The 25061-nt window shown below is 71.9% G+C and carries 23 protein-coding genes; 12 read left to right on the forward strand and 11 right to left on the reverse strand.

Going from position 1 to position 25061, the window contains the following annotated elements:
* The first annotated feature begins 16 nt into the window (after positions 1-16).
* A complete protein-coding gene (locus AB0D27_RS00070; RefSeq protein ID WP_362500625.1) occupies positions 17-2446 on the forward strand; it encodes a right-handed parallel beta-helix repeat-containing protein in 2430 nt (809 codons plus the stop codon).
* Here AB0D27_RS00070 and AB0D27_RS00075 read toward each other — a convergent pair.
* Positions 2416-4653 carry a hypothetical protein gene (locus AB0D27_RS00075; protein WP_362500909.1) on the reverse strand — a complete coding sequence of 746 codons (2238 nt, stop codon included), beginning with the start codon at positions 4651-4653 and terminating at the stop codon, positions 2416-2418. The genes AB0D27_RS00070 and AB0D27_RS00075 overlap by 31 nt on opposite strands.
* 404 nt (positions 4654-5057) lie before the next feature.
* On the opposite strand from AB0D27_RS00075, the gene AB0D27_RS00080 reads away from it, so the two are divergent.
* Both AB0D27_RS00080 and AB0D27_RS00085 read left to right on the forward strand, forming a co-directional pair.
* The gene (locus AB0D27_RS00080) at positions 5058-5888 is read left to right on the forward strand and encodes a DeoR/GlpR family DNA-binding transcription regulator (RefSeq protein ID WP_362500627.1); all 831 of its coding nucleotides are present in this window, start codon (positions 5058-5060) and stop codon (positions 5886-5888) included.
* Positions 5889-6016: 128 nt separating this feature from the next.
* The gene (locus AB0D27_RS00085; protein WP_362500629.1) at positions 6017-6496 is read left to right on the forward strand and encodes an SRPBCC family protein; all 480 of its coding nucleotides are present in this window, start codon (positions 6017-6019) and stop codon (positions 6494-6496) included.
* A 325-nt stretch (positions 6497-6821) separates the two neighbouring features.
* Here AB0D27_RS00085 and AB0D27_RS00090 read toward each other — a convergent pair whose 3' ends face one another.
* Positions 6822-7964 carry a PLP-dependent cysteine synthase family protein gene (locus AB0D27_RS00090; RefSeq protein WP_362500631.1) on the reverse strand — a complete coding sequence of 381 codons (1143 nt, stop codon included), beginning with the start codon at positions 7962-7964 and terminating at the stop codon, positions 6822-6824.
* 357 nt (positions 7965-8321) lie between these two features.
* Here AB0D27_RS00090 and AB0D27_RS00095 point away from each other — a divergent pair, with 357 nt between their 5' ends.
* Together AB0D27_RS00095 and AB0D27_RS00100 are read left to right on the forward strand one after the other, a co-directional pair.
* Positions 8322-8645: a hypothetical protein gene (locus AB0D27_RS00095; RefSeq protein WP_362500633.1), complete on the forward strand. Its 324-nt coding sequence runs from the start codon at positions 8322-8324 to the stop codon at positions 8643-8645.
* A 526-nt stretch (positions 8646-9171) separates the two neighbouring features.
* Positions 9172-9696 carry an ATP-binding protein gene (locus AB0D27_RS00100; RefSeq protein ID WP_362500635.1) on the forward strand — a complete coding sequence of 175 codons (525 nt, stop codon included), beginning with the start codon at positions 9172-9174 and terminating at the stop codon, positions 9694-9696.
* A gap of 47 nt (positions 9697-9743) precedes the next feature.
* Here AB0D27_RS00100 and AB0D27_RS00105 read toward each other — a convergent pair whose 3' ends face one another.
* The 3 genes from AB0D27_RS00105 to AB0D27_RS00115 are packed head-to-tail and all read right to left on the reverse strand — an operon-like array spanning position 9744 to position 13395.
* Entirely contained in the window at positions 9744-12305 is a 2562-nt protein-coding gene (locus tag AB0D27_RS00105; protein ID WP_362500637.1) for an FtsX-like permease family protein, read from the reverse strand.
* Entirely contained in the window at positions 12302-13090 is a 789-nt protein-coding gene (locus AB0D27_RS00110) for an ABC transporter ATP-binding protein (protein ID WP_362500639.1), read from the reverse strand. Before AB0D27_RS00110 ends, AB0D27_RS00105 begins: the two co-directional genes overlap by 4 nt.
* The gene (locus AB0D27_RS00115) at positions 13087-13395 is read right to left on the reverse strand and encodes an SHOCT domain-containing protein (protein ID WP_362500641.1); all 309 of its coding nucleotides are present in this window, start codon (positions 13393-13395) and stop codon (positions 13087-13089) included. Before AB0D27_RS00115 ends, AB0D27_RS00110 begins: the two co-directional genes overlap by 4 nt.
* A gap of 176 nt (positions 13396-13571) precedes the next feature.
* On the opposite strand from AB0D27_RS00115, the gene AB0D27_RS00120 reads away from it, so the two are divergent.
* The 3 genes from AB0D27_RS00120 to AB0D27_RS00130 are packed head-to-tail and all read left to right on the forward strand — an operon-like array spanning position 13572 to position 15663.
* A complete protein-coding gene (locus tag AB0D27_RS00120) occupies positions 13572-14132 on the forward strand; it encodes a TetR/AcrR family transcriptional regulator (protein ID WP_362500643.1) in 561 nt (186 codons plus the stop codon).
* 41 nt (positions 14133-14173) lie between these two features.
* Positions 14174-14758: a DUF4865 family protein gene (locus AB0D27_RS00125; protein ID WP_362500645.1), complete on the forward strand. Its 585-nt coding sequence runs from the start codon at positions 14174-14176 to the stop codon at positions 14756-14758.
* Positions 14752-15663 carry a phosphotriesterase gene (locus tag AB0D27_RS00130; protein ID WP_362500647.1) on the forward strand — a complete coding sequence of 304 codons (912 nt, stop codon included), beginning with the start codon at positions 14752-14754 and terminating at the stop codon, positions 15661-15663. Before AB0D27_RS00125 ends, AB0D27_RS00130 begins: the two co-directional genes overlap by 7 nt.
* 24 nt (positions 15664-15687) lie before the next feature.
* Here AB0D27_RS00130 and AB0D27_RS00135 read toward each other — a convergent pair whose 3' ends face one another.
* Together AB0D27_RS00135 and AB0D27_RS00140 are read right to left on the reverse strand one after the other, a co-directional pair.
* On the reverse strand, positions 15688-16929 hold the full coding sequence (locus AB0D27_RS00135; protein ID WP_362500649.1) for an ROK family protein: 1242 nt from the start codon (positions 16927-16929) through the stop codon (positions 15688-15690).
* 74 nt (positions 16930-17003) lie between these two features.
* Entirely contained in the window at positions 17004-17654 is a 651-nt protein-coding gene (locus tag AB0D27_RS00140; RefSeq protein ID WP_362500910.1) for an alpha-ketoglutarate-dependent dioxygenase AlkB, read from the reverse strand.
* A 59-nt stretch (positions 17655-17713) separates the two neighbouring features.
* On the opposite strand from AB0D27_RS00140, the gene AB0D27_RS00145 reads away from it, so the two are divergent.
* A complete protein-coding gene (locus tag AB0D27_RS00145) occupies positions 17714-18856 on the forward strand; it encodes a methyltransferase (RefSeq protein WP_362500651.1) in 1143 nt (380 codons plus the stop codon).
* On the opposite strand, the gene AB0D27_RS00150 is transcribed toward AB0D27_RS00145, so the two are convergent.
* Positions 18846-19619 (reverse strand): AraC family transcriptional regulator, encoded by a 774-nt coding sequence (locus AB0D27_RS00150; protein WP_362500653.1) that lies wholly within the window; start codon positions 19617-19619, stop codon positions 18846-18848. The genes AB0D27_RS00145 and AB0D27_RS00150 overlap by 11 nt on opposite strands.
* A gap of 71 nt (positions 19620-19690) precedes the next feature.
* On the opposite strand from AB0D27_RS00150, the gene AB0D27_RS00155 reads away from it, so the two are divergent.
* Both AB0D27_RS00155 and AB0D27_RS00160 read left to right on the forward strand, forming a co-directional pair.
* Positions 19691-20524, forward strand: coding sequence for a phytanoyl-CoA dioxygenase family protein (locus AB0D27_RS00155; protein ID WP_362500655.1), 834 nt, complete (start codon positions 19691-19693; stop codon positions 20522-20524).
* Entirely contained in the window at positions 20521-20802 is a 282-nt protein-coding gene (locus AB0D27_RS00160; protein ID WP_362500657.1) for a hypothetical protein, read from the forward strand. The genes AB0D27_RS00155 and AB0D27_RS00160 overlap by 4 nt, the downstream gene beginning before the upstream one ends.
* Positions 20803-20876: 74 nt before the next feature.
* Here AB0D27_RS00160 and AB0D27_RS00165 read toward each other — a convergent pair whose 3' ends face one another.
* Positions 20877-21728, reverse strand: a complete 852-nt coding sequence (locus AB0D27_RS00165) for a class II fructose-bisphosphate aldolase (protein WP_362500659.1) — start codon at positions 21726-21728, stop codon at positions 20877-20879.
* Between the two features lie 33 nt (positions 21729-21761).
* On the reverse strand, positions 21762-22652 hold the full coding sequence (locus AB0D27_RS00170; protein ID WP_362500661.1) for a sugar isomerase: 891 nt from the start codon (positions 22650-22652) through the stop codon (positions 21762-21764).
* Positions 22653-22775: 123 nt separating this feature from the next.
* On the opposite strand from AB0D27_RS00170, the gene AB0D27_RS00175 reads away from it, so the two are divergent.
* On the forward strand, positions 22776-23555 hold the full coding sequence (locus AB0D27_RS00175) for a DeoR/GlpR family DNA-binding transcription regulator (RefSeq protein WP_362500663.1): 780 nt from the start codon (positions 22776-22778) through the stop codon (positions 23553-23555).
* 279 nt (positions 23556-23834) lie between these two features.
* Here AB0D27_RS00175 and AB0D27_RS00180 read toward each other — a convergent pair whose 3' ends face one another.
* Positions 23835-24980 carry a GNAT family N-acetyltransferase gene (locus AB0D27_RS00180; RefSeq protein WP_362500665.1) on the reverse strand — a complete coding sequence of 382 codons (1146 nt, stop codon included), beginning with the start codon at positions 24978-24980 and terminating at the stop codon, positions 23835-23837.
* Positions 24981-25061: the final 81 nt, after the last annotated feature.

Genomic DNA, 25061 nt, shown 5'->3' on the forward strand with positions numbered 1-25061 from the left:
GGGGCACAACAGCGCCATGGCACAGGGCACGGTCCAGGTGACGCACACCGGCACCTCGCGGTGGCGGCGCCGCACGGGTGAGTACGCATCGCTGGCCGCCGCCCTGGAGGCGGCCGCCGACGGCGACGTTCTCACCGTCGCTCCCGGCACCTACCGGGAGAACCTGGTGGTGCAGCGCGCGGTGACGCTGCGCGGCCCCGAGGGCTCCCCGGGCTCCGTGCGCATCGCGCCGGTGGACGGGGTGCCGCTGACCGTGCGTGCCTCGGCCGTGGTCCAGGACCTGCATGTGGAGGGCCAGGACTCGGCCGCGCCCGCCCTGCTCGTCGAGGAGGGCACTCCGGAACTGCTGGACGTGCGGATCGTCACGCGGTCCGCGGCCGGGATCGAGGTGCGTGGCGGCGCCCGTCCGACCGTTCGCCGCTGCACGGTCGACAATCCGGCCGGTATCGGCATCGCCGTACTGGACGGCGGCGGTGGGGTGTTCGAGGAGTGCGAGGTCGTCTCGGCCGGCCAGTCGGGCGTCGCGGTGCGCGCGGGCGGTCGTCCGCGGCTGGAGCGCTGCCGGGTGCACCACACGTCCGGTGCGGGCCTGTCGGCGACCGGCGAGAACTCGTCGCTGGAAGCGGTCGGCTGCGAGGTGTACGAGGTCAAGGGGTCCGGGGTGCAGATCACCGGGCGGGCCACGGCTCATCTCACCGACTGCGATGTGCACCGCACGACCGCGGACGGCGTCACCCTCGACACGGACGCGGTGCTCACCCTCGCCGACTGCCGAATCCATGACATCCCGGAGAACGCGGTCGACCTGCGCTCACGCTCGGTCCTCACGCTGACGCGTACGAGTGTGCGGCAGTTCGGGCGCAACGGCCTGTCGGTGTGGGACCCGGGCACCCGCGTGGACGCCAACCAGTGCGAGATCTTCGACAGTACGGGCGACTATCCCGCAGTGTGGGTCAGCGACGGAGCGACGGCGGTGCTCGACTCGTGCCGGGTGCACGACGTGCCGGACGCCCTGTTCGTCCTCGACCGCGGTTCGCGCGCGGACGTCGTGGACAGCGACCTCTCGCAGGTACGCAACACCGCCGTGTCGGTGAGTGACGGCGCCACCGCGCAACTGGACGACTGCCGTATCCGGGACGCCGCGACGGGCGCCTGGTTCCGTGACCACGGCAGTGGCGGCACGTTGTCCGGCTGCACCGTGGACGGCACGCAGACCGGCGTGATCGTCACCAAGGGCGCCGATCCCACCATCGAGCGCTGCACGGTCACCTCGCCCGCCGAGGCGGGCTTCTATGTGTCGGCGGGCGGCCGGGGCAGCTTCCTCAACTGCCGGGTGACAGACAGCGGAGGCTATGGCTTCCATGTGATCGACGGCTGCCGGGCGACGCTGCGCAAATGCCGTACGGAGCGGTGCGCGCGCGGGGGTTACGAGTTCGCCGACGGCGGCGGCGCACCCGGCGGCGGACCGATCGTCGAGGACTGCTCGAGCGACGAGAGCGCCGGACACCGGCCCCCGGCGCACGAGACGGCCGTACAGACGTCGAGCCCGTCCTTGAGCCTGCTGGGCGCGATCCCGGGGCAGCGCACCACCGAGCAGGAACCGCTCGTCGCCGCCGCGGAGCCCGTGCAGCAGGCCCGTACGTCGAAGGCCGTACTCGGTGAACTCGACGCGCTGGTGGGCCTGGAGAGCGTCAAGCGCGAGGTGCGGGCCCTCACCGACATGATCGAGGTGGGCCGCCGAAGGCAGCAGGCGGGGCTCAAGGCGGCGTCCGCGCGCCGCCATCTGGTCTTCACCGGCTCCCCCGGCACCGGCAAGACGACGGTCGCCCGGCTGTACGGCGAGATCCTCGCCTCGCTGGGCGTGCTGGAGAAGGGCCATCTCGTCGAGGTGTCCCGCGTGGACCTGGTCGGCGAGCACATCGGCTCCACCGCGATCCGCACCCAGGAGGCGTTCGACCGGGCGCGCGGCGGTGTGCTGTTCATCGACGAGGCGTACGCGCTCTCGCCGGAGGACTCGGGCCGTGACTTCGGCCGCGAGGCCATCGACACGCTGGTGAAGCTCATGGAAGACCACCGGGAGGCGGTGGTGGTGATCGTCGCGGGGTACACGGCCGAGATGGAGCGGTTCCTCTCCGTCAATCCCGGTGTGGCGTCCCGCTTCTCACGGACCATCACCTTCAGCGACTACGCGCCCGAGGAGTTGCTGCGGATCGTGGAGCAGCAGGCCGAGGAGCACGAGTACCGGCTGGCTCCCGGCGCGGCCGAGGCGCTGCTCAAGTACTTCACGGCTGTCCCGAAGGGACCGGCGTTCGGCAACGGCCGCACCGCGCGGCAGACCTTCGAGGCCATGGTGGAGCGGCACGCCGGCCGGGTCGCCCAGTTCGACGAGCCGAGCACGGACGACCTCACCCTCCTCTACGCGGAGGATCTCCCGGAGCTGCCCTGACCATCAGCTTGGGGGCGTGGTCCCGGCACATCCGGCCGCAGCCGTGCCAGCAGGCGTTCCCGCTCCCCGGCGAAGGCCGGATCCGCCTGGTAGTCGGAGTGGCCGAGGATCGGCGCCGGCAGCGGATGCCGCTCGGTGCGGCCGTAGGCGAGCGGGTCCTTGAGTGGCTCGTGGTCGACCTGGGGACCGCAGTCGCCGGGCAGCCGGACAGGTCCGCCGATGGGGTCGGTCAGCCGGTACAGATTGCGCCAACAGGCGACCTCGCGGTGCAGCGAGGTCAGGGCGGCCGGGCCGAAATGCGCCGGGAACCAGCGCCCGTACAGGCGTTCCAGTGGTGAGCCGTAGGTGAGCAGCGCCACCCGTTTGCGGACCGACGGCTTGAGCTGCCAGGCCGCGGCGGCCGCCAGCACACTGCCCTGGGAGTGGCCGGAGAGCACGAGTCGTCCCCCGGTGGAATGGGTCCAGGTGGCCATGCGCCAGGTCAGGTCGGGCACGGCGCGCTCGGCGTAGCAGGGCGGTGCGAAGGGATGGGCGGCACGCGGCCAGAAGGTGCCGACGTCCCAGAGGATGCCGATGGTGCGGCGGGCGGCGGGGTCCTTGTAGGCGCGCCGGCCCCAGGTGACGAACAGTATGAAGCCGAGGCCGATCAGCCAGGACCCAAGCGCCTGCGCGGTCTCGGCCGCGCCCTGGACGAAGCCGTACGTCCCGCGCGCGGCCTCGCCCGGAGCGTCCTGGGTGCCGAGGGCGCCGGCCAGGGCTCCGGCGCCCAGCAGCAGCGTCACGGACGAGATGACGCCGACCATGAGGGGCGTCCGGTCGGTGAGCGCGGCCATCGCGCGCGTGCTCGCGATACGGCGGGTGCGGGCGGTGTCCTTGGGCTCTGTCCGGTAGTCGAACTCCACGGTGCCCATCTCCCGACCGCGTAACTGCCAGGTGCGCCAGGCCAGCCAGGCGATGAGGGCCAGCAGGACGACGAGCAGCGGCGGGATCGCAGAGGCCTGCCAGGTCAGCAGGACGGGCGGCCCCGGGATCGAGTGCCGGGTGCCGTCCAGCCAGTCGGCGACGCGCTGGGACACTCCTCCGGACATCACGCCGCCCAGCGCGCAGGCGAGCATCGCGACGGCCGGACCGGCCAGGCCGCGCATCGCGGTGCGCGAATCAGGACGGGTGCGGTACAGGATGTGGGCCACCACGCCGAGCGCGATGACCAGCAGGCCCTGGACGAGGGCGATGCCGCCGAACGTCATGTCGCCGGGCAGTCGCCCCGCCGAGTGCCAGCCCGGGCGTGGCCATCCGGCGTACACCAGGGTCAGGGCGAGCAGGGCGAGGGAGCCGAGGGGCAGCCGGCGTACCAGGCTCTGGTCCAGTTCGTGGTCCAGCCGGTTCTCGCTGCGGCCGCGACGGCAGACCACCCACAGCACAACGGCCGCGCCGACGAGGAGGATCGCGTACAGGAGCGTGCCCAGCGTCGCGAGTAGGGCGGGGCCACCGGAGGCACGGTCGTGGCGGGCCGCGGCGGTGCCCACGGCCGCGGCGACCGTCAGGAAGCCCGCGGCGGTGTGCGCGGCGCGCAGCCGGGCCACCAGGCGGCGCCCGTACCAGAAGCCGGGGCGGCCGAGCGCGGTGCGGCCGGTGTCCTCGTCGGGCTCGGCGCTGCGGGACATCGGCTGCTGCGACTCGTACGCGCTCCAGGTGCGGTGGGAGAGGTACCACAGGAGGCCGGTCAGCGCGGCGGGCACCAGGCAGGCGAGGGCGAGGCGACGGCCCGGCTGGCTCCACCAGCCGTCGCCGGACACGGCCGGTGAGAGGAATCCCAGCCAGGAGTGTTCCCGGGCGCAGGCGCCGTTGCCTGCGCACTGCCAGGCGGTGAGGTCGAGGGCCACCTCACAGGCGGCGGCGACCAGCAGGACCGTGAGGGTGAGTCCGGTGAGGCGGACAAGGAGGCCGTAGAGGCGGACCGTCCGCCGGTGGCCGCGGGTGGTGGGGCGCATCCAGTGCGCGAGGTTGACCACCATGAAGGGCAGCAGGAGCAGCCATAGGGCGCGGGCACCGTTGCCGGAGGTGAGGTTGCACCAGACGTAGGCCTCGCGCACCGGTCTGCCGCGGTAGTCGTCGGGGCGCCGCTCGGCGTCGGCGTCGTCGACGCGCCGGTAGACGGCCGCCGTCGCGTCGCCGGTGATCCGGACGGTCCGTGGATCGTTCAGCATCTCCTCGGGCGTGGTGCCGCCGACTCCGTGGACCAGGAGTTCCAGGGCGGTCTCGGCCACTTCGGGCCGTGCTGCGGGGCTGTCGGGCTCCCCCGTCGAGGCATGTTCCGGTGCACGTTCCACTGTTCTGCACTTCCCCCGTGACGCGCGTGTCGCCTGTGTCATGTGCAGGCACAAGGTTCTCCATTCCTGGGGGTGCGCACACGTGAAGTCACGGAATCTCCCCGATACGTGTGACAGCGGCGGCACAGGAGGGGCCCGGTGTCCGTGCGGGCAGTGGCGCGACTGTCGGTGAGCCGTGCGAGGATGGGACGTCCTCCAGACCTCGGACAAGGAGAATGTCCACGTGGGAGTGGGTTCGGACGGAGTGTCGGGCAGACAGCGGCGAAGGGACCGGAGCGGACGTGAGTGAGAATCAGAACCTCCTCGCGGAGCAGCGTCGCGCCCTGATCCTCGACGAGGTGCGCCGCCGCGGTGGCGTCCGCGTGAACGAGTTGACCCGCAAGCTCGGCGTCTCCGACATGACGGTCCGCCGCGACCTCGACGCCCTCGCCCGCCAGGGCGTCCTGGAGAAGGTGCACGGCGGCGCGGTGCCGGTGGTCGAGGCGAGCACGCACGAGCCGGGCTTCGAGGCCAAGTCGGGTCTGGAGCTGACCGCCAAGGAGGACATCGCGCGCGCCGCCGCCGAGTTGGTCGCGCCGGGCTCCGCGATCGCGCTCTCGGGTGGGACGACGACGTACGCGCTGGCTCATCAGCTCCTTGACGTCCCGGACCTGACCGTGGTCACCAACTCGGTGCGCGTGGCGGACGTGTTCCACTCGGCGCAGCGCACGTCCGGTCAGCGGCAGGGCGCCGCCACGGTGGTCCTCACCGGTGGGGTGCGTACGCCGTCCGACTCCCTCGTCGGGCCCGTGGCCGACCAGGCGATCGCGGCGCTCCACTTCGATGTGCTGTTCCTGGGTGTGCACGGGATATCGCTGGAGGCGGGCCTGTCGACGCCGAACCTGGCGGAAGCCGAGACGAACCGGCGGCTCGTGCAGTCCGCGCGGCGTGTCGTCGTGGTCGCCGACCACACCAAGTGGGGCACGGTGGGCCTCAGTTCGTTCGCCGCGCTCGAACAGGTCGACACACTGGTCACCGACGCCGGGCTGCCCGCCGAGGCTCGCGTGGAGATCGCGGAGCACCTCAGGCGGCTGGTGGTGGCCGGTGAGCCCGGAGACGGTACAGACATCTGACGGCCCGCCAGCTATGGTGACGCTGCCCGCACCGCCGGCGACACCGTTCGCGTGGCCCGGGGTACGGGCGCGCCCTGGTCATCGCCCGCTGCCGTCCGGGACTCGGTTCCCGCAAGGGGGTTTCGTTCATGGCACGCCGTCTGCGTCCGGTGGGACCCGATTTCGTCGAGACCGCTCCGCTGCGTCTGGTGTTCGCGCGGGAGGTGACCGCAGCTCCTGAGGCGGTCTTCCACGCGCTGGCCGAGGACACACCCGGCTGGAGCGAGTGGTTCTCGGCCGTGACACTCGCCCGGCCGACGGCCGAGGGCACGGGGCGCGAGGTTCGGCTGCGGGGCGGCACACGCTTCGAGGAGACCGTCCTCGTGACCCAGGCCCCCGAGGTGTACGCGTACCGGGTGGACGTCACGAACGCGCCGGGCGCCCGCGCCCTGGTCGAGGAGTGGCGGCTCACGCCCGCCGGGACGGGCACGCGGGTGCGGTGGACCTTCGCCGCCGACGGGACAGCCCCCTTCCGCGCGGCCCTCGTGCTGGGTCGGGCGGGTCTGGGCCGCGCCTTCCGCACCGCGATGACGGCGCTGGACCAGCGGCTGGCATCGACACACGCCTGACGGCACACCCGCCCGAGCGCAGGCCGCCTGACGGCACACCCGCCCGAGCGCAGGCCGCCTGACGGCACTCCCGCCCTTGCGCACGGCCCATGACCACACGCCTGCCGGCACGCCCACCTGACCGCCCGCCGGCACACCCGCCCGACCGCACGTCCCATGACCACACGCCTGCCGGCTCGCCCGACTGCACGTCGGCACACCCGCACGCTGGCACGCCCGGCCGACCGCATGCCCCATAACCGCACGCCCGTCGGCACGCCCATCTGACCGCACGCCCTCGTGACCGCGCACCCTCGTGACCGCACGCAGGACCGCGCGGCGGCCGTCAGGCGCTCGAGTGGCAGTTCGGCCAGACGCCCGTCTGCAGCAGCGACCTGATCGCCGCCGTGTAGGGCGCGATGTCCAGGCCCCGTTCGGCCAGCCACGCGTCCGAGTAGTACTTGTCCAAATAGCGGTCCCCGGGGTCGCACAGCAGCGTCACCACGCTGCCCGTGCGTCCCTGAGCCACCATCTCGGCGACGATCTTCAGCGCGCTCCACAGGCCGGTGCCGGTCGAGCCGCCCGCCTTGCGGCCTATGGCCGCTTCCAGGGCGCGTACGGCGGCGACGCTCGCCGCGTCCGGCACCTTCATCATGCGGTCGATGGCGCCGGGCACGAAACTCGGCTCCATGCGCGGCCTGCCAATGCCCTCGATGCGCGAGCCGGAGTCGCAGGTGACGTCCGGATCGCCGGTGGTCCAGCCCTCGAAGAAACAGGAGTTCTCCGGATCGGCGACGCAGATACGGGTGTCGTACTGCATGTAGTGGACGTAGCGGGCGAGGGTCGCTGAGGTGCCGCCGGTGCCGGCCGTGGCGACGATCCACGCCGGCTCCGGGAAACGTTCCAACTCCAGCTGGCGGAAGATGGATTCGGCGATGTTGTTGTTGCCGCGCCAGTCCGTGGCCCGTTCCGCGTAGGTGAACTGGTCCATGTAGTGGCCGCCGGTCTCGGCCGCGAGGGCGGCGGACTCCTCGTACATCCGGCGCGAGTCGTCCACGAAGTGGCACTGGGCGCCGTGGAACTCGATCAGACGGCACTTCTCGGCGCTCGTCGTGCGCGGCATGACCGCGATGAAGGGCACGCCGATGAGTTTGGCGAAATAAGCCTCGGAGACGGCCGTCGAGCCGCTGGACGCCTCGATGACGGGCCGGCCGGGCCGGATCCAGCCATTGCACAGTCCGTAGAGGAAGAGCGAGCGGGCGAGTCGGTGCTTGAGGCTGCCGGTGGGGTGGGTCGACTCGTCCTTCAGGTACAAGTCGATGCCCCAGTGCTCGGGCAGCGGGAAGCGCAGCAGATGTGTGTCGGCCGAACGGTTGGCGTCGGCCTGGACCTTGCGTACGGCTTCTTTCAGCCAGGTCCGGTACTCCGCGTCGCTGTGGTCGACGTCGAGGGTTTCGCCGGTCCGGGTGGTCTGCTGGGTGCTGCTCACGGCGGGCTCCTAACGCATCGTGCCGACGCCGGTTCAGCTGGTCGGACGCCTCGATCATAAACACCTTCCGCACGCTTCTCACCTGCATAAACACAGCTTTGAGCAGCCCAAAGGCAGCCCTGGGGCGGGCGGACCGTACGAGGGGGGCGCATCCCGGTGCGTGCTCCCGCCGCGCCCGCCACCTCGGCATGCGCACTGGTGCTCGCCGGTGCCTGCGGGCAGACTGCACCGCACGGGACGTGTCCGCCCCGCCGACCGCAGCGTGGGAGGGCGGTCCGCGGCGGGTGCACACTGGATCACGGACCGACGCGGGATCACGACAGGTCACAGCCGAAGCGCACAAGGGGGCGGGGCATCATGGCGGAGCCGGAGTTCACGGCCACGGGCGTGCGGATCGGGAAGAGGCTGCGCTCGCTCACCCGGGCCGGGCAGGTCCGGATCAGCGACGGCAGGCTGCAGTTGCTCACCAGTTACGGCAGCGAGATCGACAGTGCGCCGGTGCAGGCGGTGCGCGCGACGAAGCCCTGGTTCGCGCACGAGGACCGGGCGTTGGCGGACGTCAACGGCACGCGGTACTCGCTCACCCTCGGCGAGCACGACCCCGCGCCCGGTAGGCCGGGGCCGCCCTCGGCGCGCCGGTTCATCGACGCAGTACGCAGGGCGGCGGGGCGCAGCGGCTGAAGCGGTGCCGTGGCAGCGGAGCACCCGCCGCGGCTCATGCCGAGCACCGGGCAGCCGACCCTCGGCGCTCAAGCCGAGCACCGGGCAGCCGGCCCTCGGCGCTCATGCCAAGCGCCGGGCAGCCGCCCAGCGCCGCGGCTCGGGCAATGCGCGCGACAGCCGGGCACTCACCACAGGTCGAGCAAGGCACCCACCCCCGCTCGAGCAGCGCGCCCCACCCCGGCTCGAGCAATGCGCCCACCGCAGGTCAGGCGAGAGATCAGCAGCAGGACACGACAACTGAAGCGGTACGCGGTGCGGCCGGCCCTGGCGCGAGGACCGCAGCGTCGCCGCCACGGCTGAAGGGTGCCGCGAGTTGCGGGACCGTACCCCCTGAGTCACTCTGTTCTCACATCACTCTGGGTTTACCGGCGATAACGCTGCGAACCAGCCCGCCGGCCACCTCAGCAGGCGGCCGTTCCACTCAGCCACTCTGCTGGATCCGATCTCCGTCTTCTTCCGGACCTCAATTCGGGGAGTCGCAGCCGTGATCAGCCAGCCAAGCAGGCATTGCACGGTGGAGCTCCAAGCCCTGCCGTCGCGGATCGGCCAGGTCCGCAGAATCGTCTCTGCGCAGTTGCGCTACTGGCATCTGGACCCCTTGATAGACCGGGCCGCGCTCGGAGTGACCGAGCTGTTGAGCAATGTCCACCGGCACGCCCAGCCGGACAAACTGTGCACCGTCGAGATCGAGCTGCTGCTCGACCGGCTGACGGTCTCGGTGCGCGATCACGACCCCCGCCTTCCCGAGGTCCGGGACGCGGACCCCACGTCCACCTGCGGCCGCGGCCTTTCGATGGTCGCCGCGGTGAGTGAGAGCTGGGGAGTGCGTCCCGACGGCGAGTCGGGCAAGGTCGTGTGGTTCACACTTCCGGCGCCGACGCCCGTGGTGGCGGCCCCCGTCCGTCTGTCGTACGACACGGCCCGCGAGACCACGCGCAGGCAGCCCCTCGACGGGCGCGACGGACACAGGCCGGAACACGCTCCCGCCCGGTCCGCCGTTGCCGGCTGACCGGGCGGTGACCCCCGTCCGGCGCATCCCGGACGCAAAGCTGTGGCTCACTCGGTGGCGATGGCGCGCAGCACGTCCATGCGTGCCGCCCGCCGCGCCGGGCGCAGGCCCGCGAGGGCTCCGGCCGCGAGGCCCACCAGGGCCACGACGGCGAGTCGCACGGGCGGCATCGCGAAGGCGAAAGCGCTGTCCGACAGGCCGTCGGATGCCTTGACGAGCACCCAGCCGAGGAAGGCGCCCAGCGCGAGCCCGCCCGCCGTGCCGAAGGCGGCCACCAGGACCGACTCCCAGCGGACCATGGCACGCAACTGTGCCCGGGTCTGTCCGACAGCCCGCAGCAGACCGAGTTCACGGGTGCGCTCGTGGATCGCGAGCGTGAGTGTGTTGGCGATGCCGAGCAGGGCGATGAGCACCGCCAGGGCGAGCAGCGCGTAGACCAGGGTCAGCATCATGTCGATGCCGCCGGCCGAGGACTGCGCGTACTCGTCGCGGGTCTGCACCTCCGGGTTGCCGTACCGCTCGGCGACCGTCCGCACCGCCGCCTTGCCCTCGGCCGTGCTCACCCCGTCCTTGAAGGAGACGGCGACGAGCGTGTCGGAGTCCTGAGTGCGGTGCGGGGCCCAGGCGGCGCGGGTGATGACGTAGTCGCCGGCGAGTTCCGAGTGGCCGTAGACCGCGCGGACGGTGAAGGGCTCCTTCTTGCCGTCGGTGAAGGCGAGGTGGGCCGTGCCGCCGACCTTGAGATGCTGCTTGTCGGCCTCCTTCTCAGTGATGGCGATGCCGTCCGTGCCGAGGTCGTCGAGCGAGCCGCGTACGTTGCCGAGGTCGAACACCTTGCCGAGCGTGGCCGGGTCGGTGACGGTCAACGCACGCCCTTCGCCGTCGACTTCGGCGACACCGCGACCCAGACCGACGGCGTTGTCGACCGTCGGCTGCCGCGCGATGGCGGGCGCCAGCTTCGGGCTCAGTCCGCTGCCTCCGGCTCCGAACGAGGGGGTGCTGACGGCCAGGTCGCCCGCGAAGGACCGGGAGACGGTCTGGTCCATGGTGGCCTTCAGCGAGGCGCCGAAGACGGTGAACAGCGAGACGACGGCGACCCCGATCATCAGAGCGCTCGCGGTGGCGGCGGTCCGCTTCGGGCTGCGCAGCGCGTTGCGCCGGGCGAGCCCTCCCGTGACGCCGCGCAGCTTGTCGAGAGGCGCGCCGAGAACCCGTACGGCCGTCGATGACGCGACGGGGCCGAGGACCACGAAGGCGGCGAGGGCGAGCACCGCTCCGAGGCCGGCGAGCCACAGGGACGGCTTCACGAGTACGCCGGACAGGGTGACGGACACCGACAGCGCGGCCAGACAACCGCCGACCACGGCGCGTCCGCGCGAGGCCCCGGACTGGTCGACGGCCGTCTCGCGCAACGCGGCCAGCGGAGCGGTGCGTCCGGCGCGTACGGCGGGCAGCAGCGCGGAGCCGAGGCAGACGACGATGCCCACCGCCAGCGGGAGCACCATGGAGAGCCCGCTGATCACCAAGTCTCCGTCGGGGAACGGGAATCCGATGGCCGGAAAGAGTGCCTGCAGCCCGGCCGCGATGCCGATGCCGCCCGCGAGTCCGGCGGCTGACGCGGCGACGGCCACGACGCTCGCCTCGATGAGGGTCGAGACGGTGACCTGGCGGCGCGAGGCGCCGAGGGCGCGCAACAGGGCGTTCTCACGGGTGCGTTGGGCGACGACGATCGCGAAGGTGTTGTGGATGGAGAACGTCGCGACGAGCAGCGCGATGCCCGAGAAGACCAGCAGGAAGGTGGTGAAGACGGTCAGGAACTGGCTGGAGATCATGTCGGTGTTCTCCTGCGCCGACTCCTGGCCGGTGATGGCCTCAACTCCCTTGGGAAGCACGGGTGTCAGATTGGAGACCAGCTTCTGCTGGCTGACGCCGGGGCCGGCCCGTACGCGGATGCTCGCCGCCTCGCCGGGCTTCGCGGTGAGGTACTTCTCGGCGTCGGCCCGCGTCATTCCGGTGAAGGTCACCTGCGCCATGCCGTCCTCGCCGCCGAAGGTCGCGAGGCCCACGATCGTCACCTGGACGGGATCAGGAGTGCGCAGGGTCGTCGTGTCGCCGATCCTCAGGTCGCCCTTCTTGGCGGCGCCGCGATTGACGACCACCTCGCCGGACTTCGAGGGGACGCGGCCTTCGGCGAGTCGGTACGCGTTGAGCTTCGGGTCGTCGATCCAGTTTCCCGCGAGGGTGGGCGGGCCCTGGCCGCCGATGGGCTTGCCGTTGGAGCCGACGAGCTGGCCCGCGCCCTGGATGTCGGGCACGGCTGCCGCGACCCCGGGGGTCTGCTCGAGGGTCCTCACCAGGGCGGTGTCGACGGGCTGACGAACGCCCTGGCTCTCCCCGGGCGTGGTGATGGTGTCCGCGCTGCGGACGACGGCGTCGGTGCCCTTCGTCGCGTTGCCGAACATGGTGTCGAAGCTCGTCCGCAGCGTGTCGCCCATGACGAGTGTTCCGGCGAGGAACGCGACGCCGAGGAGCACCGCCAGGAACGTTCCCGCGAAGCGGCGTTTGTGGCCCCGCAGGGACGAGACGCTGATGCGCAGTGCGGCGTTCATGACGGCGCCCCCTGGGTGATGAGGCCGCCGGAGCCGCCCTCGGAGCCGTCGAAGGCCTTCATCCGGTCGAGGACCTTGTCGGCCGTCGGGGATTCCATCCGGTCCACGAGGCGGCCGTCGGCGAGGAAGACCACCTCGTCGGCGTGCGCGGCGGCGACCGGGTCATGGGTGACCATGACGACCGTACGGTTCATCTGGCGCACCGCCCGGCCGAGGAGGTTCAGGACCTCCTCGCCGGAGCGGGAGTCGAGGTTGCCGGTGGGTTCGTCGGCGAAGACCACATCGGGCCGGCCGGCGAACGCCCGGGCCACGGCGACGCGTTGCTGCTGGCCGCCGGAGAGTTCGCTGGGGCGGTGGTGGAGCCGGTCGCGCAGGCGGACGACGTCGACGAGCGCGTCGATCCACTCACCGTCGCGCCCGGCTCCCGCGAGATCCATCGGCAGCGTGATGTTCTCCGCGACGGTCAGCGTCGGGACGAGGTTGAACGCCTGGAAGACGAAGCCGATGCGGTCGCGGCGCAGCAGGGTCAGGCGGCGGTCGTCCAGGGTGCCCAGTTCGGTGTCGCCGATGTACGCGGCCCCGGAGGTGAGCGTGTCCAGGCCCGCCGCGCAGTGCATGAGGGTGGACTTGCCGGAGCCCGAGGGCCCCATGATCGCGGTGAAGCGTCCGGCGGGAAAGCCGACGCTCACCCCGTCCAGGGCCCTCACGGCGGTGTCCCCGGAGCCGTACACCTTGACGGCGTCGGCGACGCGGGCCGCGCCCCGGGTGACGGTCGCTGTGGTCATGCCGCACCTCCCTTGCCCGTACGGCCGAACTGCTCGTCCAGGACGGAGAGCCGGCGCCGGTACTCGTCCTCGTCGATCTCGCCGGAGGCGAAGCGGCGGCCGAGCACGGCGATCGGGGAGTCGCCGGTGGGGCGTGAATCGCCCACCGGACCGAAGCCGCCCGTCGCGCCCCACGGGCCGCGGCGACCGCGCCCGACGGTGCGGCGCAGGACGGTCACGACGCCGATCACGACGGCCGCCCAGATCAGCGGGAAGAAGAGGATCCACGGGCCGGGGCCGCCGTCCCAGTTCGCCAGGGTCTGCATCTGAAGTCATCTCCTCGGTCGGGCCTGTTGCGATGCTTCGAGACTGGCGCCGGGAGGGGCCGAAGTCGTCGTACGGCCAGCGGCCGTGCGCGTACCTCCGCGGGAGTACGCGGGGCGTCGTCCACTGCTCCCGAAGACCCTCGACTTCTGTACCTACTAGTATGTACAGTGTCGTCATGAGCACTCCGGAGCGACTGATCGAGTCCACCCGCGAGCTGTTGTGGGAGCGCGGGTACGTGGGCACCAGCCCCAAGGCGATCCAGCAGCACGCGGGCGCCGGACAGGGCAGCATGTACCACCACTTCAAGGACAAACACGATCTGGCGCTCGCCGCGATCCGCCGCACCGCCGAGGAACTGCGGGCTGCCGCCGAGGACGTACTGAGCTCGCCCGGATCGCCGTACGAGCGCATCGAGGCGTATCTGCGCCGCGAGCGTGACGTGCTGCGGGGCTGCCCGGTCGGGCGGCTGACGATGGACCCGGAGGTGATCGCGAGCGACGAGCTGCGCGCGCCGGTGGACGAGACGATCGACTGGCTGCGCGAGCGCCTGGCCGGAATCGTCGAAGAGGGCAAGGAACAGGGCCAGTTCGCGCCCACGCTCGACGCGGAGGAGATCGCCGCGACGATCCTCGCGACCGTCCAGGGCGGCTATGTGCTGGCCCGCGCGTCCGGCTCATCAGCCGCCTTCGACACCGGCGTCCGCGGACTGCTCGCCCTCCTCTCGCCTCTCCGCTGAGGGAGTTCCCGCGGACGCACACCAACAGGAAGGGCATTCCGATGCACGCCATGCAGTACGAGCTCACCTTCCCCGCCGATTACGACATGGACATCATCCGGGGCCGCGTCTCCCGCATCGGGCACCTGCTCGATGACTGGGACGGGCTCGGATTCAAGACGTTTCTGATGCGCGAGCGCGGGTTGAACGGCTCCCCGGTCAACCAGTACGCGCCGTTCTATCTGTGGAACTCCGGCGAGGGCGTGAACTCCTTTCTGTGGGGCGGTGCGTTCCAGGGGCTCGTCAACGACTTCGGGCGACCGGTGGTGCAGCACTGGACCGGACTGGCGTACGAGGAGGGGGTCGCCGCCGGCTCAGCCGCCGAGGTCGCGGTGCGGCGACGGCAGCCCATACCCGAGGGAGTGGAGCTGTCGGTGGTGATGGAGGAGGCGGTACGCGAGGCCGGGCGGCTGGCCGCGCTGGACGGGGCGGTCTGCGCGGCCGCCGCCGTCGATCCCCGGCACTGGGAGCTGGTGCACTTCTCGCTCTGGGACCACGACTCCCCCAAGGCTTCGGGTGAGGTCTTCCAGGTGCTGCACATCTCGGCGCCGGAACGCGACCGGCTGCCGCGGGGCCGACAGTGGTGAGCACGGTCCGTACGGTCCTCGGCGACATCCGCCCCGAGGAGCTGGGCGTGTGCGACGCGCACGACCACCTCTTCTTCGGCAGCGCCCAACTCCCCGGCCAGGAACTGCGCGACCGGTCCGCCGCACGGGCCGAGCTGGCCGCGTTCCGCGCACAGGGCGGCACAAGTGTGGTGCAGTGGACGCCGTACGGCCTGGGCCGGCGCGCCGCGGACCTGCCCCTGCTCGCGCGCGAGACCGGCGTCCATGTGGTGGCCGCGACGGGACTGCACCAAGCGGCGCACTACACCGCGGAGTTGCTCGCCGAGGTGCGCGGCAGGCTCGCCGAGGTCTTCGTCCGCGAACTCACGTCGGGCATCGGCACGTCCGGCGTCAGAGCCGGGCTGATCAAGGTCGCCGGCGGCTTCCACGCCCTCGACGCGCACGCCCGCTGGACGATGACCGCCGCGGCCGAGGCCCACCACGCCACGGGTGCGCCGATCGCCGTGCACCTGGAGCTGGGCACGGCCGCCCTCGATGTACTCGACCTGCTGTGCGGCGAGTTGGGGGTACCCGCGCACCGCGTGATCCTGGGCCATCTCAACCGCTCGCCGGACTTCCTGGTGCAGCGCGAGGCCGCCGAGGCGGGGGCGTATCTGGCCTTCGACGGTCCCTCCCGTGCCCATCACGCCACCGACTGGCGCATGCCGGACGCCGTACGGGCCCTCGCCGACGCGGGTTTCGGCCACCGGCTGCTTCTCGGCGGCGACACGACGACCGCCGCGGCACGCTCGGTCAACGGCGGCCCGGGGATGCCGTATCTGCTGCGGCGTGTACGCCCGAGGCTCGAACTCGCCCTGGGCAAGGACCTGGTGGACCGCATCCTCACCGACAATCCCGGGCGCGCCTTCGCCGCCTCATGGTCCTAGGCCGGCGCGGGCGCGTCCGCCTCCTCAGAGCGGGGCCAGCGCCCCCGGTGGATCGTCCAGCACCGGCTGCCACGCCAACTCGGCCGCTCCCACCAGGCTGTTGTGGTCCAGGGTGCAGGCGAGGATCGGTACGCCTCCGCTCTGGCCCCACAGGCTGCGGTCGGCGACGACGGCGCGCAGTCGGCCCGGGTCGGCGTCGAGCAGGGTGCGGTGCAGTCCGCCGAGGATGATGCGGTCGGGGTTGAGGATGTTGACGAGGCCGGCGAGTCCGAGGCCCAGCCGGTCGATCAGCGCCTCGGTGGCCGTGCGGATGGACGGATCGGCGTAGTCGGCGCGGATCAGGTCGTTCGCCTGTTGGAGCAGCGACACCTCGGGGCCGGGGTCGCGGCCCGCCGCGATGAGGAAGGCCAGCGGGTCCGCCTCGACGTCCAGGCAGCCGCGGCTGCCGCAGTAGCAGGGGCGGCCGTCGGGGTTGACGGTGAGGTGGCCGACTTCGAGGGCGAGCCCCGAACTGCCCGTGTGCAGGCGCCCGTCGAGCACCAGGGCTCCGCCGACGCCCCGGTGTCCGGTGGCCACACACAGCAGGTCGCGCGCGCCGCGGCCCGCGCCGTGCCGGTGCTCGGCGAGGGCGGCCAGGTTGACGTCGTTGGCGGCGAAAGCGGGTCCCTCGATTCCGGCGGCGCGCACCCGTTCGGCGAAGATCTGGCGTACGGGGGCACCCGCGGGCCAGGCCAGGTGCAGGGGGTTGAGGGCGAGGCCCTCGGGTTCGGCGACGGCGGCGGGCACGGCGAGTCCGGCGCCCACGCAGCGCCGACCGGTCTCGCGCAGCAGCTCGGCACCGGCCTCGACGACCGAGCCGAGCACCTTCGCCGGATCGGCGTCGACGGTCTCGCAGCCGGGCGCGGTCGCGACGATCCGGCCGCCCAGGCCGACCAGCGCGGCGCGGAAGCCGTCGGCGTGCACCTGAGCGGCCAGTGCGACGGGCCCGTCCTCGGCGACCTCGAGGCGGTGCGAGGGCCGTCCCTGCGAACCGGCCGCCGCGCCGGGCCGTGCGTCGACCCGGATCAGCCCCAGCGCCTCCAGCTCCGCGGCCACCGCGCCCGCGGTCGCCCGGGTGACCCCCAGCTCGGCGGTGAGCACGGCACGCGTCGGCGCACGCCCGGTGTGCACGAGCTGCAGCGCCGGCCCGAGCGCCCCGCGCCCCCGGTCCAGCCGCGTCCGCGTGTTCCCTTCCCCCGCCGCCCGGGGGCCCGCCTTGCCGTTCATGAAGGCGAGTCTCCCATGATCCGCTCCTTCGGTGACCCGCCCGGCCGCCAAGCGAGGGGCGGAGCGGCGCGGGCTCAGAAGCCGCTCACTCGCAGCGTGACGTTCAGCCGTCCGGTCAGCCCCAACTCGGGCGGCGCCGTGCCCGCGTACACCTTCGGCACCCCGTGGTACGCGAGCCGGGACGCCCCGCCGAACACGAATACGTCCCCGCTGCGCAGCTCGACGTCCGTGTACGGCCGCGCGCGCGAGCGCGTGTTCCCGAACCGGAAGACGCACGTGTCGCCGAGGCTCAGGGACACGACGGGCGCGTCCGACTTCTCGTCGCTGTCGCGGTGCATGCCCATGCGGGCGTCGGCGTCGTAGAAGTTGATCAGCGCGATGTCGTAGGGGGCGGACGGCGCGGCCCGGGCGCCGAGGGCGTCCTTGGCCGTGTCCCGGCCCAGCTCGGCCAGCCAGTCCGGCAGTGGCTTGACGGGAGCGCCGTCGCCGTCGACGGCCGTGCGCGCGTACCCGTACGGATACCAGTGCCAGCCCAGGCAGACCTGCCGGGAGGTCATGGTGCCGCCGCCGGGGGTGCGGACGGTGCGCAGGCCGGCCGGTGGGCGGGCCCAGGCGCGGCAGGCCTCCAGGAGGTGCCGTTGGCCGTCGGCGTCCAGCCAGTCCGGAATGTGCACCGCTGCGGGTGCGATCTCTGCCCGGCTGCGGGGAAACAGCTCCGCGTCCATCGCCATGAGCCCATCCTCGCGCACCCGGACCGGCCGGCGTCGCTTAGCCTTGACCCACGATGAACGACCGTATGACCACACCGTGGGGCGAGTACGCGCTGGCCCGCTTCCCCGAGGACCCCCGCGACCGGCTGCGTGCCTGGGACGCCGCCGACACCTATCTGCTGCGGCATCTCGCGGAGAGCGGGACCCCGCTGACCGGGTCGGTCGTGGTCGTCGGCGACCGCTGGGGTGCGCTGGCCACGGCGCTGTCGGCGCATCGGCCGACGCAGATCACCGACTCTTTCCTCGCGCACGAGGCGACCCGGGCGAATCTGGCGCGGGCCGGTGTCGAGGAGGATTCGGTACGGCTCCTCACCACCCAGGACGCCCCTCCCGAGCGAGTCGACGTGCTGCTCGTCCGCGTGCCGAAGAGCCTCGCCCTGCTGGAGGACCAGCTGCACCGGCTGGCGCCCGGCGTGCATGAGGGGACGGTCGTCGTGGGCACCGGAATGGTCAAGGAGATCCACACCTCCACCCTGCGCCTCTTCGAGCGGATCATCGGCCCGACCCGTACGTCGCTGGCCGAGAAGAAGGCGCGGCTCATCTTCTGCACCCCGTACCCGGGGATCGCGCGGGACGCCAGCCCGTGGCCGTACAGCTACCAGCTTCCCGACGGCATCGGTCCGGTCTCCGGCCGCACCGTCGTCAACCACGCGGGCGTCTTCTGCGCCGACCGTCTCGACATCGGGACCCGGTTCCTCCTCCAGCACCTGCCGCGCAGCCGTGGCACCGAGCGGGTCGTCGACCTGGGCTGCGGCAATGGGGTGGTCGGTACGGCGATGGCGCTGGCCAATCCCGAGGCCGAGGTGCTGTTCGTGGACGAGTCGTACCAGGCGGTGGCCTCGGCAGAGGCGACCTACCGGGCGAACGCCGGCGGCGCCGCGGAGTTCCGGGTGGGCGACGGGCTGGCGGGCGTGGCCGCCGGAAGCGTCGACCTCGTCGTCAACAATCCGCCGTTCCACTCGCATCAGGCGACGACGGACACGACGGCCTGGCGGATGTTCTCGGAGGCGCGGCGGGCCCTGCGGCCGGGCGGCGAGCTGTGGGTGATCGGCAATCGTCATCTCGGCTACCACCTGAAGCTGCGCCGCCTCTTCGGCAACAGTGAACTCGTGGCCAGCGACGCGAAGTTCGTGGTCCTCAGGGCCGTCAAGAAGTAGCCCCGCGCAGCACGCGGGGTGCGGCTCCGAGTTCGCGGCGGCACGCTTTGTTGAAGGCCTGCAGGTCGGTGATGCCCACGGAGGCCGCCACAGCCGGGATGGACAGCGTCGAGGCGCGCAGCAGGTGGTGAGCGCGCTCCAGTCTGCGGAGGCGGATGTAGGCCACGACCGTGATGCCCGTCTCGGCGCGGAAGAGCCGGGTGAGGTGGTTGTGGGAGATCCCGGCGGCGCGGGCGATCCCGGGGACGGTGAGCGGGGCAGCGAGGTGAGCCTCGATGTGGGCGATCGCGGTGCTCACCGCGGGATGCGGGCCCGGATTCGGCACGGCGGGCGGCGTGAGGTCGGCGATGCGCCACAGCGCGGTCCAGATCTCGGCGCGGGTGCGCTCGGGCGCTCCGGGGGCGGCGGCGATCGCGTGCAGCAACAGGCCCGAGAGCGTGGCGAGTTCGGGACCGGTGTCCTGCATGACGGGGATGGTGCGCGGCGGACCGGCGGGGGTGATGCGGAGGTGGGCGTAGAGGTGCTCGGAGCGGCCCTGGTAGCGGTAGCGGACCGTGGTGCCGGGCGGTACGAGGCTCACGCGGCCGGGACGGATGACGTGCGACGTGCCGTCCACGGTCAGCTCAGCGTCGTACTGGTAGAGGTGCAGTTGCCACAGCTCCGGAAGCCGGAAGACGTCCGTGGGGCTCGCGACACCGTGCACGCCGACGCCGACGTTGACGACGGCGGGGGGCTCACCTAGGTGCAGCTCCGTCTCCCGCATGGTGAAAAACTACCAGTAGTGGTGAGTGGGGCCCACGCGCCCGTCCGCGAACCGGTCCTACGTTGGATCGCATGACCAACACGTTGGAGTACACGACCGGCGGCCCTCTGCTCGGTTCGGTGCGGATGGCGCACTTCGTGGCCCACGGCTCGCTGCGGCTGGACGCCGTGGTGCCGCCAGAGATGAACGCCGAGGGGATCACGGTGCTGCGCGAGGGCCTGCCCGGTGTGCCGTACGGCAGTCCCGTCCCGGACGCCTACCCGGACGGGTCCTTCGTCCGCCGCCTTCTGGAACTCCCTTCTGTGGCTGGGGCGTTGCACAGTCTCGTCGGTCCCGGACCCGCCGTCGACCATCACGCCGTCCACATCCGCGAACCCCGCCAGGGACAGGCGCAGCCTCTGCACGGAGACGCGATCACCGATGCGCGCACGGACGCCTTCGATGTCCAGTTGATGTACTACCCGCACGACATCACCCTCGACATGGGCGGCACCCTCAGTGTCCCGGGCAGCCATCTGCGGCGCACGAACGAGTCGGACACCGGGCGCTACCAGAACCTGCGCGGACAGAGTCGGCTCGTCTGCCCGGCCGGCACCGTGGTGTTTCTGCACCATGGGCTGTGGCACGGCGGACGACGCAACGACAGTGACGCGGTCCGTTACATGTTCAAGATCCGCTTCAATCCGACGGTGCCGCAGCGGCGTCTGTGGGACACCTCGGATCTCGGGGACCCCCGGGTTGCCGGGGAACTGGCCACGACCTTCTCGTGGTACGAACCGGCCACGGCCCGACTTGAGGTCTACAACCGCGTCGTGCTGTGGCGCTCACTCACCGGGGACGACTCCTTCGACCTGGACCACTGGGTGACCCGGGTCTCCAACCGTCCTCAGGAGAGCGCTGCATGAGCACGCGTCAGCAAGTCCTGGCCCTGTACCTGGCCACCTCCGCGCTGGACTCGGACGTGGTGGGCTGGTCGGTCTACGACGGCACCGGGCGTACGTCGCCCACTACGGGGGACAGCGACGAACCCCCGTACACGACGGGCGTGCGCGCCCTGGAGGACGGCTGGCGGCTGTTCCAGGCGGCGCAGCTGATCCCGCCGTATCCGGGGCACGAGTACGACGTGTCGTTCCTCAAGCACGAGTTCTTCTTCGAGAGGCTGGTCGAGACGGACGCCGCTTGACGTCGACCGGTCGCTCCGCCTCACGCCTGCCGCCTCCCGCCTCCCGCCTCCCGCCTCCCGCCTGCCACCTGCCGTCAGCCGCGTAGTACGCCGATGAGGCGCGCGACCGTGCGCGCCATCGCCTCCCGCCCCACGCTGAGGTACTTGCGTGAGTCCACCGCCGCGGGGTGGGCAGCGAGGAACTCCCGGATGGCGCCGGTCATCGCGATGTTCAGCGCCGTTCCCACGTTGACCTTGGCGATGCCGCCCGCGACGGCCGCCGTCAGCTCGTCGTCCGGCACACCGGAGGAGCCGTGCAGGACGAGCGGCACGCCGAGCGCTGCCGTGAGCCGCTTGAGCAGGTCGTGGTCGAGGGCCGCGGTGCGCGTGGTCATCGCGTGCGAGCTGCCGATCGCCACGGCCAGGGCGTCCACGCCGGAGTCGGCCACGAAGGCGCGGGCCTCGGCGGGGTCGGTCCGGGCGCCGGGCGCGTGCGCGTCGAGCGGCCCCGCGCCGTTCTTTCCGCCCACCTGCCCCAACTCCGCCTCGATCCAGAGCCCTTGGGCGTGTGCCCAGTCGGCGGCGGCCCGGGTCGCGGCGAGGTTCTCCGCATACGGCAACCGTGCCGCGTCGTACATCACGGAGCTGAACCCCGCGCCGGGCGCCTGTCGCAGCAGGTCGTCGCTCTGGACGTGGTCGAGGTGCAACGCGACCGGCACCGAGGCGCGTTCGGCGGCCGCGGTGGCGGCACGGGCCAGCGGAAGCAGCCGTCCGTAGCGGAACTTCACCGCGTTCTCGCTGACTTGGAGGACGACGGGCGCGCCGATGGACTCGGCGCCCGCGATGACGGCCTCGACGTGCTCAAGGGTGATGATGTTGAACGCGGCGACGGCGGTCCGCGTGTCGACGGCCGCCCGAACCAGGTCACCGGTTGCTGCGAGTGGCACAACTCCTCCTTCTCAGCGGGTCATTGGGCCGGTTCAGCGGGCCGTCGGGCTGAGGATCACCGAGCGGGTGAGGTGGCGCGGCTCGTCGGGGTTCAACCCACGGGAGGCGGCGAGCGCGACCGCCAGCCGCTGGGCGCGGACGAGTTCGGCGAGCGGGTCGAGACCGCCGTCCACCCACAGTCCGCCGGTCGCCCGCACCTGTTCGGCCAGCCCTTCCGGCGCCTCACCGAGCATCCAGGTGGCGGTGCCCCGGGTAGTGATGCTGATGGGGCCGTGCCGGTACTCCATCGCCGGGTAGGCCTCGGTCCAGGCGAGCGAGGCCTCGCGCATTTTGAGTCCGGCCTCGTTGGCGAGCCCGACGGTCCAGCCGCGGCCGAGGAAGGTGAACTGCGTGCAGTCGACGAGCCCTTCGGGCAGCGGAGCCGCCAACGCCGTGCGCGCGTCGGCGACGACGGCGTCGCTGTGCAGGCCGAGGTGGGCACGCAGCAGGGTGAGCGCGGTGGTCGCGAACCTGGTCTGCACGACGGACCGCTCGTCGGCGAAGCCGAGCACGAGGACGTCGTCCGCGCACTCCATCACCGGCGTGTCCGGGTCGGCGGTGATGGCCGTCGTACGCGTACGCCCCCGAAGCCGCCCGAGAAGCTCGAGCACCTCGGTGGTGGTCCCCGAACGCGTGAACGCGACCACGCGATCGTACGAGCGGGCGTCGGGGAACTCCGACGCGGCGAAGGCGTCCGTCTCGCCCTGCCCGGACTGTTCCCTGAGGGCAGCCACGGCCTGCGCCATGAAGAAGGAGGTGCCGCATCCCACGATCGCGACCCGCTCCCCCGCCGCGGGTAGCGCTCCTCCGTGCGCGGCGGCCTGCTCGGCTGCGCGTATCCAGCACTCCGGCTGGCTGCTCAGCTCGTTCTCGACATGCGACATGCCGTACCCCTCCCACTGATGCTTGTTCCTGCAAGATATAGCGAGCTTTCGAGCACAATCAAGCATTCGAGCGCCGGGTGGGGTGCGTTAGGGTCGCTGAGGATCGAGGAATGGAGAGTGCGGATGTCGCGCGACGCCCGCTGGAAGGCGCTGCTGGAACTGCTCGTGGAGCGGGGGCGATTGGATGTCGAGGAGGCCGCGACCCAGCTGGACGTGTCGGCCGCGACGATCCGGCGCGACTTCGACCAGCTCGCCGAGCAGCAGATGCTCGTCCGCACCCGGGGCGGCGCGGTCGTCCACGGTGTCTCGTACGAACTGCCCCTGCGCTACAAGACGGCCCGCCACGCCTCCGAGAAGCAGCGCATCGCCAAGGCGGTGGCCGACCTCGTCGCACCGGGCGAGGCTGTGGGCCTCACGGGCGGCACGACCACCACGGAGGTGGCGCGTGCCCTGGCCGTACGCCCGGATCTCGCGTCCGGCTCCCCCGCGCTGACCGTCGTCACGAACGCGCTGAACATCGCCAATGAGCTCGCCGTGCGCCCCCAGTTCAAGATCGTGGTGACCGGCGGGGTCGCGCGCCCGCAGTCGTACGAGCTCATCGGCCCCCTCGCGGACGGCGTGCTCAGCCAGATCACCCTCGACGTCGCCGTGCTCGGAGTGGTGGCCTTCGACGCCACGCACGGTGCGGCCGCCCACGACGAGGCGGAGGCCGCGATCAACCGCCTGCTGTGCGAGCGCGCCGAGCGCGTCATCGTCGCCGCCGACTCCAGCAAGCTGGGGCAGCGCGCCTTCGCCCGGATCTGCGCGGCCGACGCGGTGGACACGCTGGTCACGGACGCGGCGGTGGGGCAGGAGACGGTGCGGCGCTTCGAGGAGGCGGGGGTGGGGGTCGTCGCCGTGTGACGGCGGCCAGGAACATCTGGCGCCGGGGCGCCGCAGGAGAACGACGTAGGCGTTCGAGCCGGCGAACGGCGCGGGGGGGCATGGCGGTAGGCGGTCGCTGGGGCGGCGGTTCGGGTGGCTCTGGACGGCGTACGCGGTCAGCACGCCCGACACCGAGGACCGGGTTCGCTGGACGGCGTACGCGATCAGCACGCCCGACACCGAGGACCGGGTTCGCTGGACGGCGTACGCGATCAGCACGCCGGGCACCGAGGACCGGGTTCCCTGGTCCGCCGGATCTCAGCGGGCGCGGGGTCCCGCTGCGCCCGAGTCCGCGCGGCCCGACGTGCGCCACGTGCCGACCGTCTTCAGCAGCCGGTCGGCCGACTCCCGCAGCGTGGGATGGGCCAGGACCGTGTTCCGCAGGCCGCGCACCGGTCTGCGCCACAGTCGGTGCGCCGCCGCCACCGGGTGCGGACGGGTCGCGAACCCCTCGCCCACGCGCAGCTCCCGGGTCTTGAGCCAGTCCTTGTACTCTTTGTCGCCGCGCCCCAGATCCATGAGCCGCACGTCGTCCCGGCGGGCCGCCTCGGCCAGCCGAAGGTGCATGATCAACCCCGGCGAGTAGTAGCGGAACTCCGGGTCGTACGCGGTGAACCAGCACGCGAACACCGTGTGGGATCTCGGTCCGAAGTGCGCGGCCACCGGCCGGTCGCCGGCGTACAGCACGGACAGCACGCCGGTGAAGTGTTCCTCGCGGACCTGGAACAGGTGGTCCACCAGGTCGACTATCCACGGCCGCGCGAACCGGTCCATCCGTCCCGTCCTGCGGTACTGGGCGGACTTCCACTGCATGAGCGTGCGCAGCACGCGCGGGTCGCGCTCGTCGAAGACGAACCGCACCTCGCCCAGGTCGCGCCCGATGCGACGTTCCTTCTTCAGCGTCGTCTTGGCCAGCCCCGGGTACGCGCCGCGCAGCCACTCCGCGTAGCTGCCCTCGCCGTGCTCCAGGTCGATCACCGGGGAGGCGAACATCCCCGTGACATGTCTGCCGAACGGCTTCTGCTCTTCGACCAGGTGGTCGAACTCGAAGATGGACAGCCCGCAGGCCCGCAACAGCTCCTGGGCGTCCCAGGTGACTCCGGGACGGTGCACCAGGGCCTGGCAGTCGGACAGACCGAGCCCCATGGCCCGGCCGACACCGAGGGAGTTGCGCTCGTACGGGAAGAACCCGACGGGCTCCCCGTATTCATGCAGGACCGCCACCCGCGCCCCACCGCGGTATCTGCCGATCCCGGTCGCGAACTCCGGTGAGAGGAAGGGGTTGGCGTATTCGGGCGACTCGTCCATCGCCCGGTGCCAGGCTTGGCGGAGCGAGACGCTCAGCTCGTCAAGCCGGTGGATCGTGATGTGCACCTCGCACGCATCTTTACTCATGGATCGCATGGCCGGCCACTCCCCCTGTGACGCGCTGTCCGCGTCCTGCCACTTCTTCGGTTGTCTGCAGATCCACGCCGTGTACGCGCT

It is taken from the genome of Streptomyces sp. NPDC048415 (assembly GCF_040651675.1).
Taxonomy (GTDB): domain Bacteria; phylum Actinomycetota; class Actinomycetes; order Streptomycetales; family Streptomycetaceae; genus Streptomyces.

Bases quoted from the DNA above. Each gene is read 5' to 3' on its own strand.
- AB0D27_RS00160 (WP_362500657.1), top strand. From the start codon at position 20,521: ATGAGCACGCGTCAGCAAGTCCTGGCCCTGTACCTGGCCACCTCCGCG.
- AB0D27_RS00120 (WP_362500643.1), top strand. From the start codon at position 13,572: ATGAGCACTCCGGAGCGACTGATCGAGTCCACCCGCGAGCTGTTGTGG.
- AB0D27_RS00115 (WP_362500641.1), bottom strand. From the start codon at position 13,395: ATGCAGACCCTGGCGAACTGGGACGGCGGCCCCGGCCCGTGGATCCTC.
- AB0D27_RS00140 (WP_362500910.1), bottom strand. From the start codon at position 17,654: ATGGACGCGGAGCTGTTTCCCCGCAGCCGGGCAGAGATCGCACCCGCA.
- AB0D27_RS00180 (WP_362500665.1), bottom strand. From the start codon at position 24,980: ATGCGATCCATGAGTAAAGATGCGTGCGAGGTGCACATCACGATCCAC.
- AB0D27_RS00095 (WP_362500633.1), top strand. From the start codon at position 8,322: ATGGCGGAGCCGGAGTTCACGGCCACGGGCGTGCGGATCGGGAAGAGG.
- AB0D27_RS00105 (WP_362500637.1), bottom strand. From the start codon at position 12,305: ATGAACGCCGCACTGCGCATCAGCGTCTCGTCCCTGCGGGGCCACAAA.
- AB0D27_RS00070 (WP_362500625.1), top strand. From the start codon at position 17: ATGGCACAGGGCACGGTCCAGGTGACGCACACCGGCACCTCGCGGTGG.
- AB0D27_RS00175 (WP_362500663.1), top strand. From the start codon at position 22,776: ATGTCGCGCGACGCCCGCTGGAAGGCGCTGCTGGAACTGCTCGTGGAG.
- AB0D27_RS00085 (WP_362500629.1), top strand. From the start codon at position 6,017: ATGGCACGCCGTCTGCGTCCGGTGGGACCCGATTTCGTCGAGACCGCT.
- AB0D27_RS00145 (WP_362500651.1), top strand. From the start codon at position 17,714: ATGAACGACCGTATGACCACACCGTGGGGCGAGTACGCGCTGGCCCGC.
- AB0D27_RS00075 (WP_362500909.1), bottom strand. From the start codon at position 4,653: ATGCTGAACGATCCACGGACCGTCCGGATCACCGGCGACGCGACGGCG.
- AB0D27_RS00150 (WP_362500653.1), bottom strand. From the start codon at position 19,619: ATGCGGGAGACGGAGCTGCACCTAGGTGAGCCCCCCGCCGTCGTCAAC.
- AB0D27_RS00155 (WP_362500655.1), top strand. From the start codon at position 19,691: ATGACCAACACGTTGGAGTACACGACCGGCGGCCCTCTGCTCGGTTCG.
- AB0D27_RS00135 (WP_362500649.1), bottom strand. From the start codon at position 16,929: ATGAACGGCAAGGCGGGCCCCCGGGCGGCGGGGGAAGGGAACACGCGG.
- AB0D27_RS00110 (WP_362500639.1), bottom strand. From the start codon at position 13,090: ATGACCACAGCGACCGTCACCCGGGGCGCGGCCCGCGTCGCCGACGCC.
- AB0D27_RS00125 (WP_362500645.1), top strand. From the start codon at position 14,174: ATGCACGCCATGCAGTACGAGCTCACCTTCCCCGCCGATTACGACATG.
- AB0D27_RS00170 (WP_362500661.1), bottom strand. From the start codon at position 22,652: ATGTCGCATGTCGAGAACGAGCTGAGCAGCCAGCCGGAGTGCTGGATA.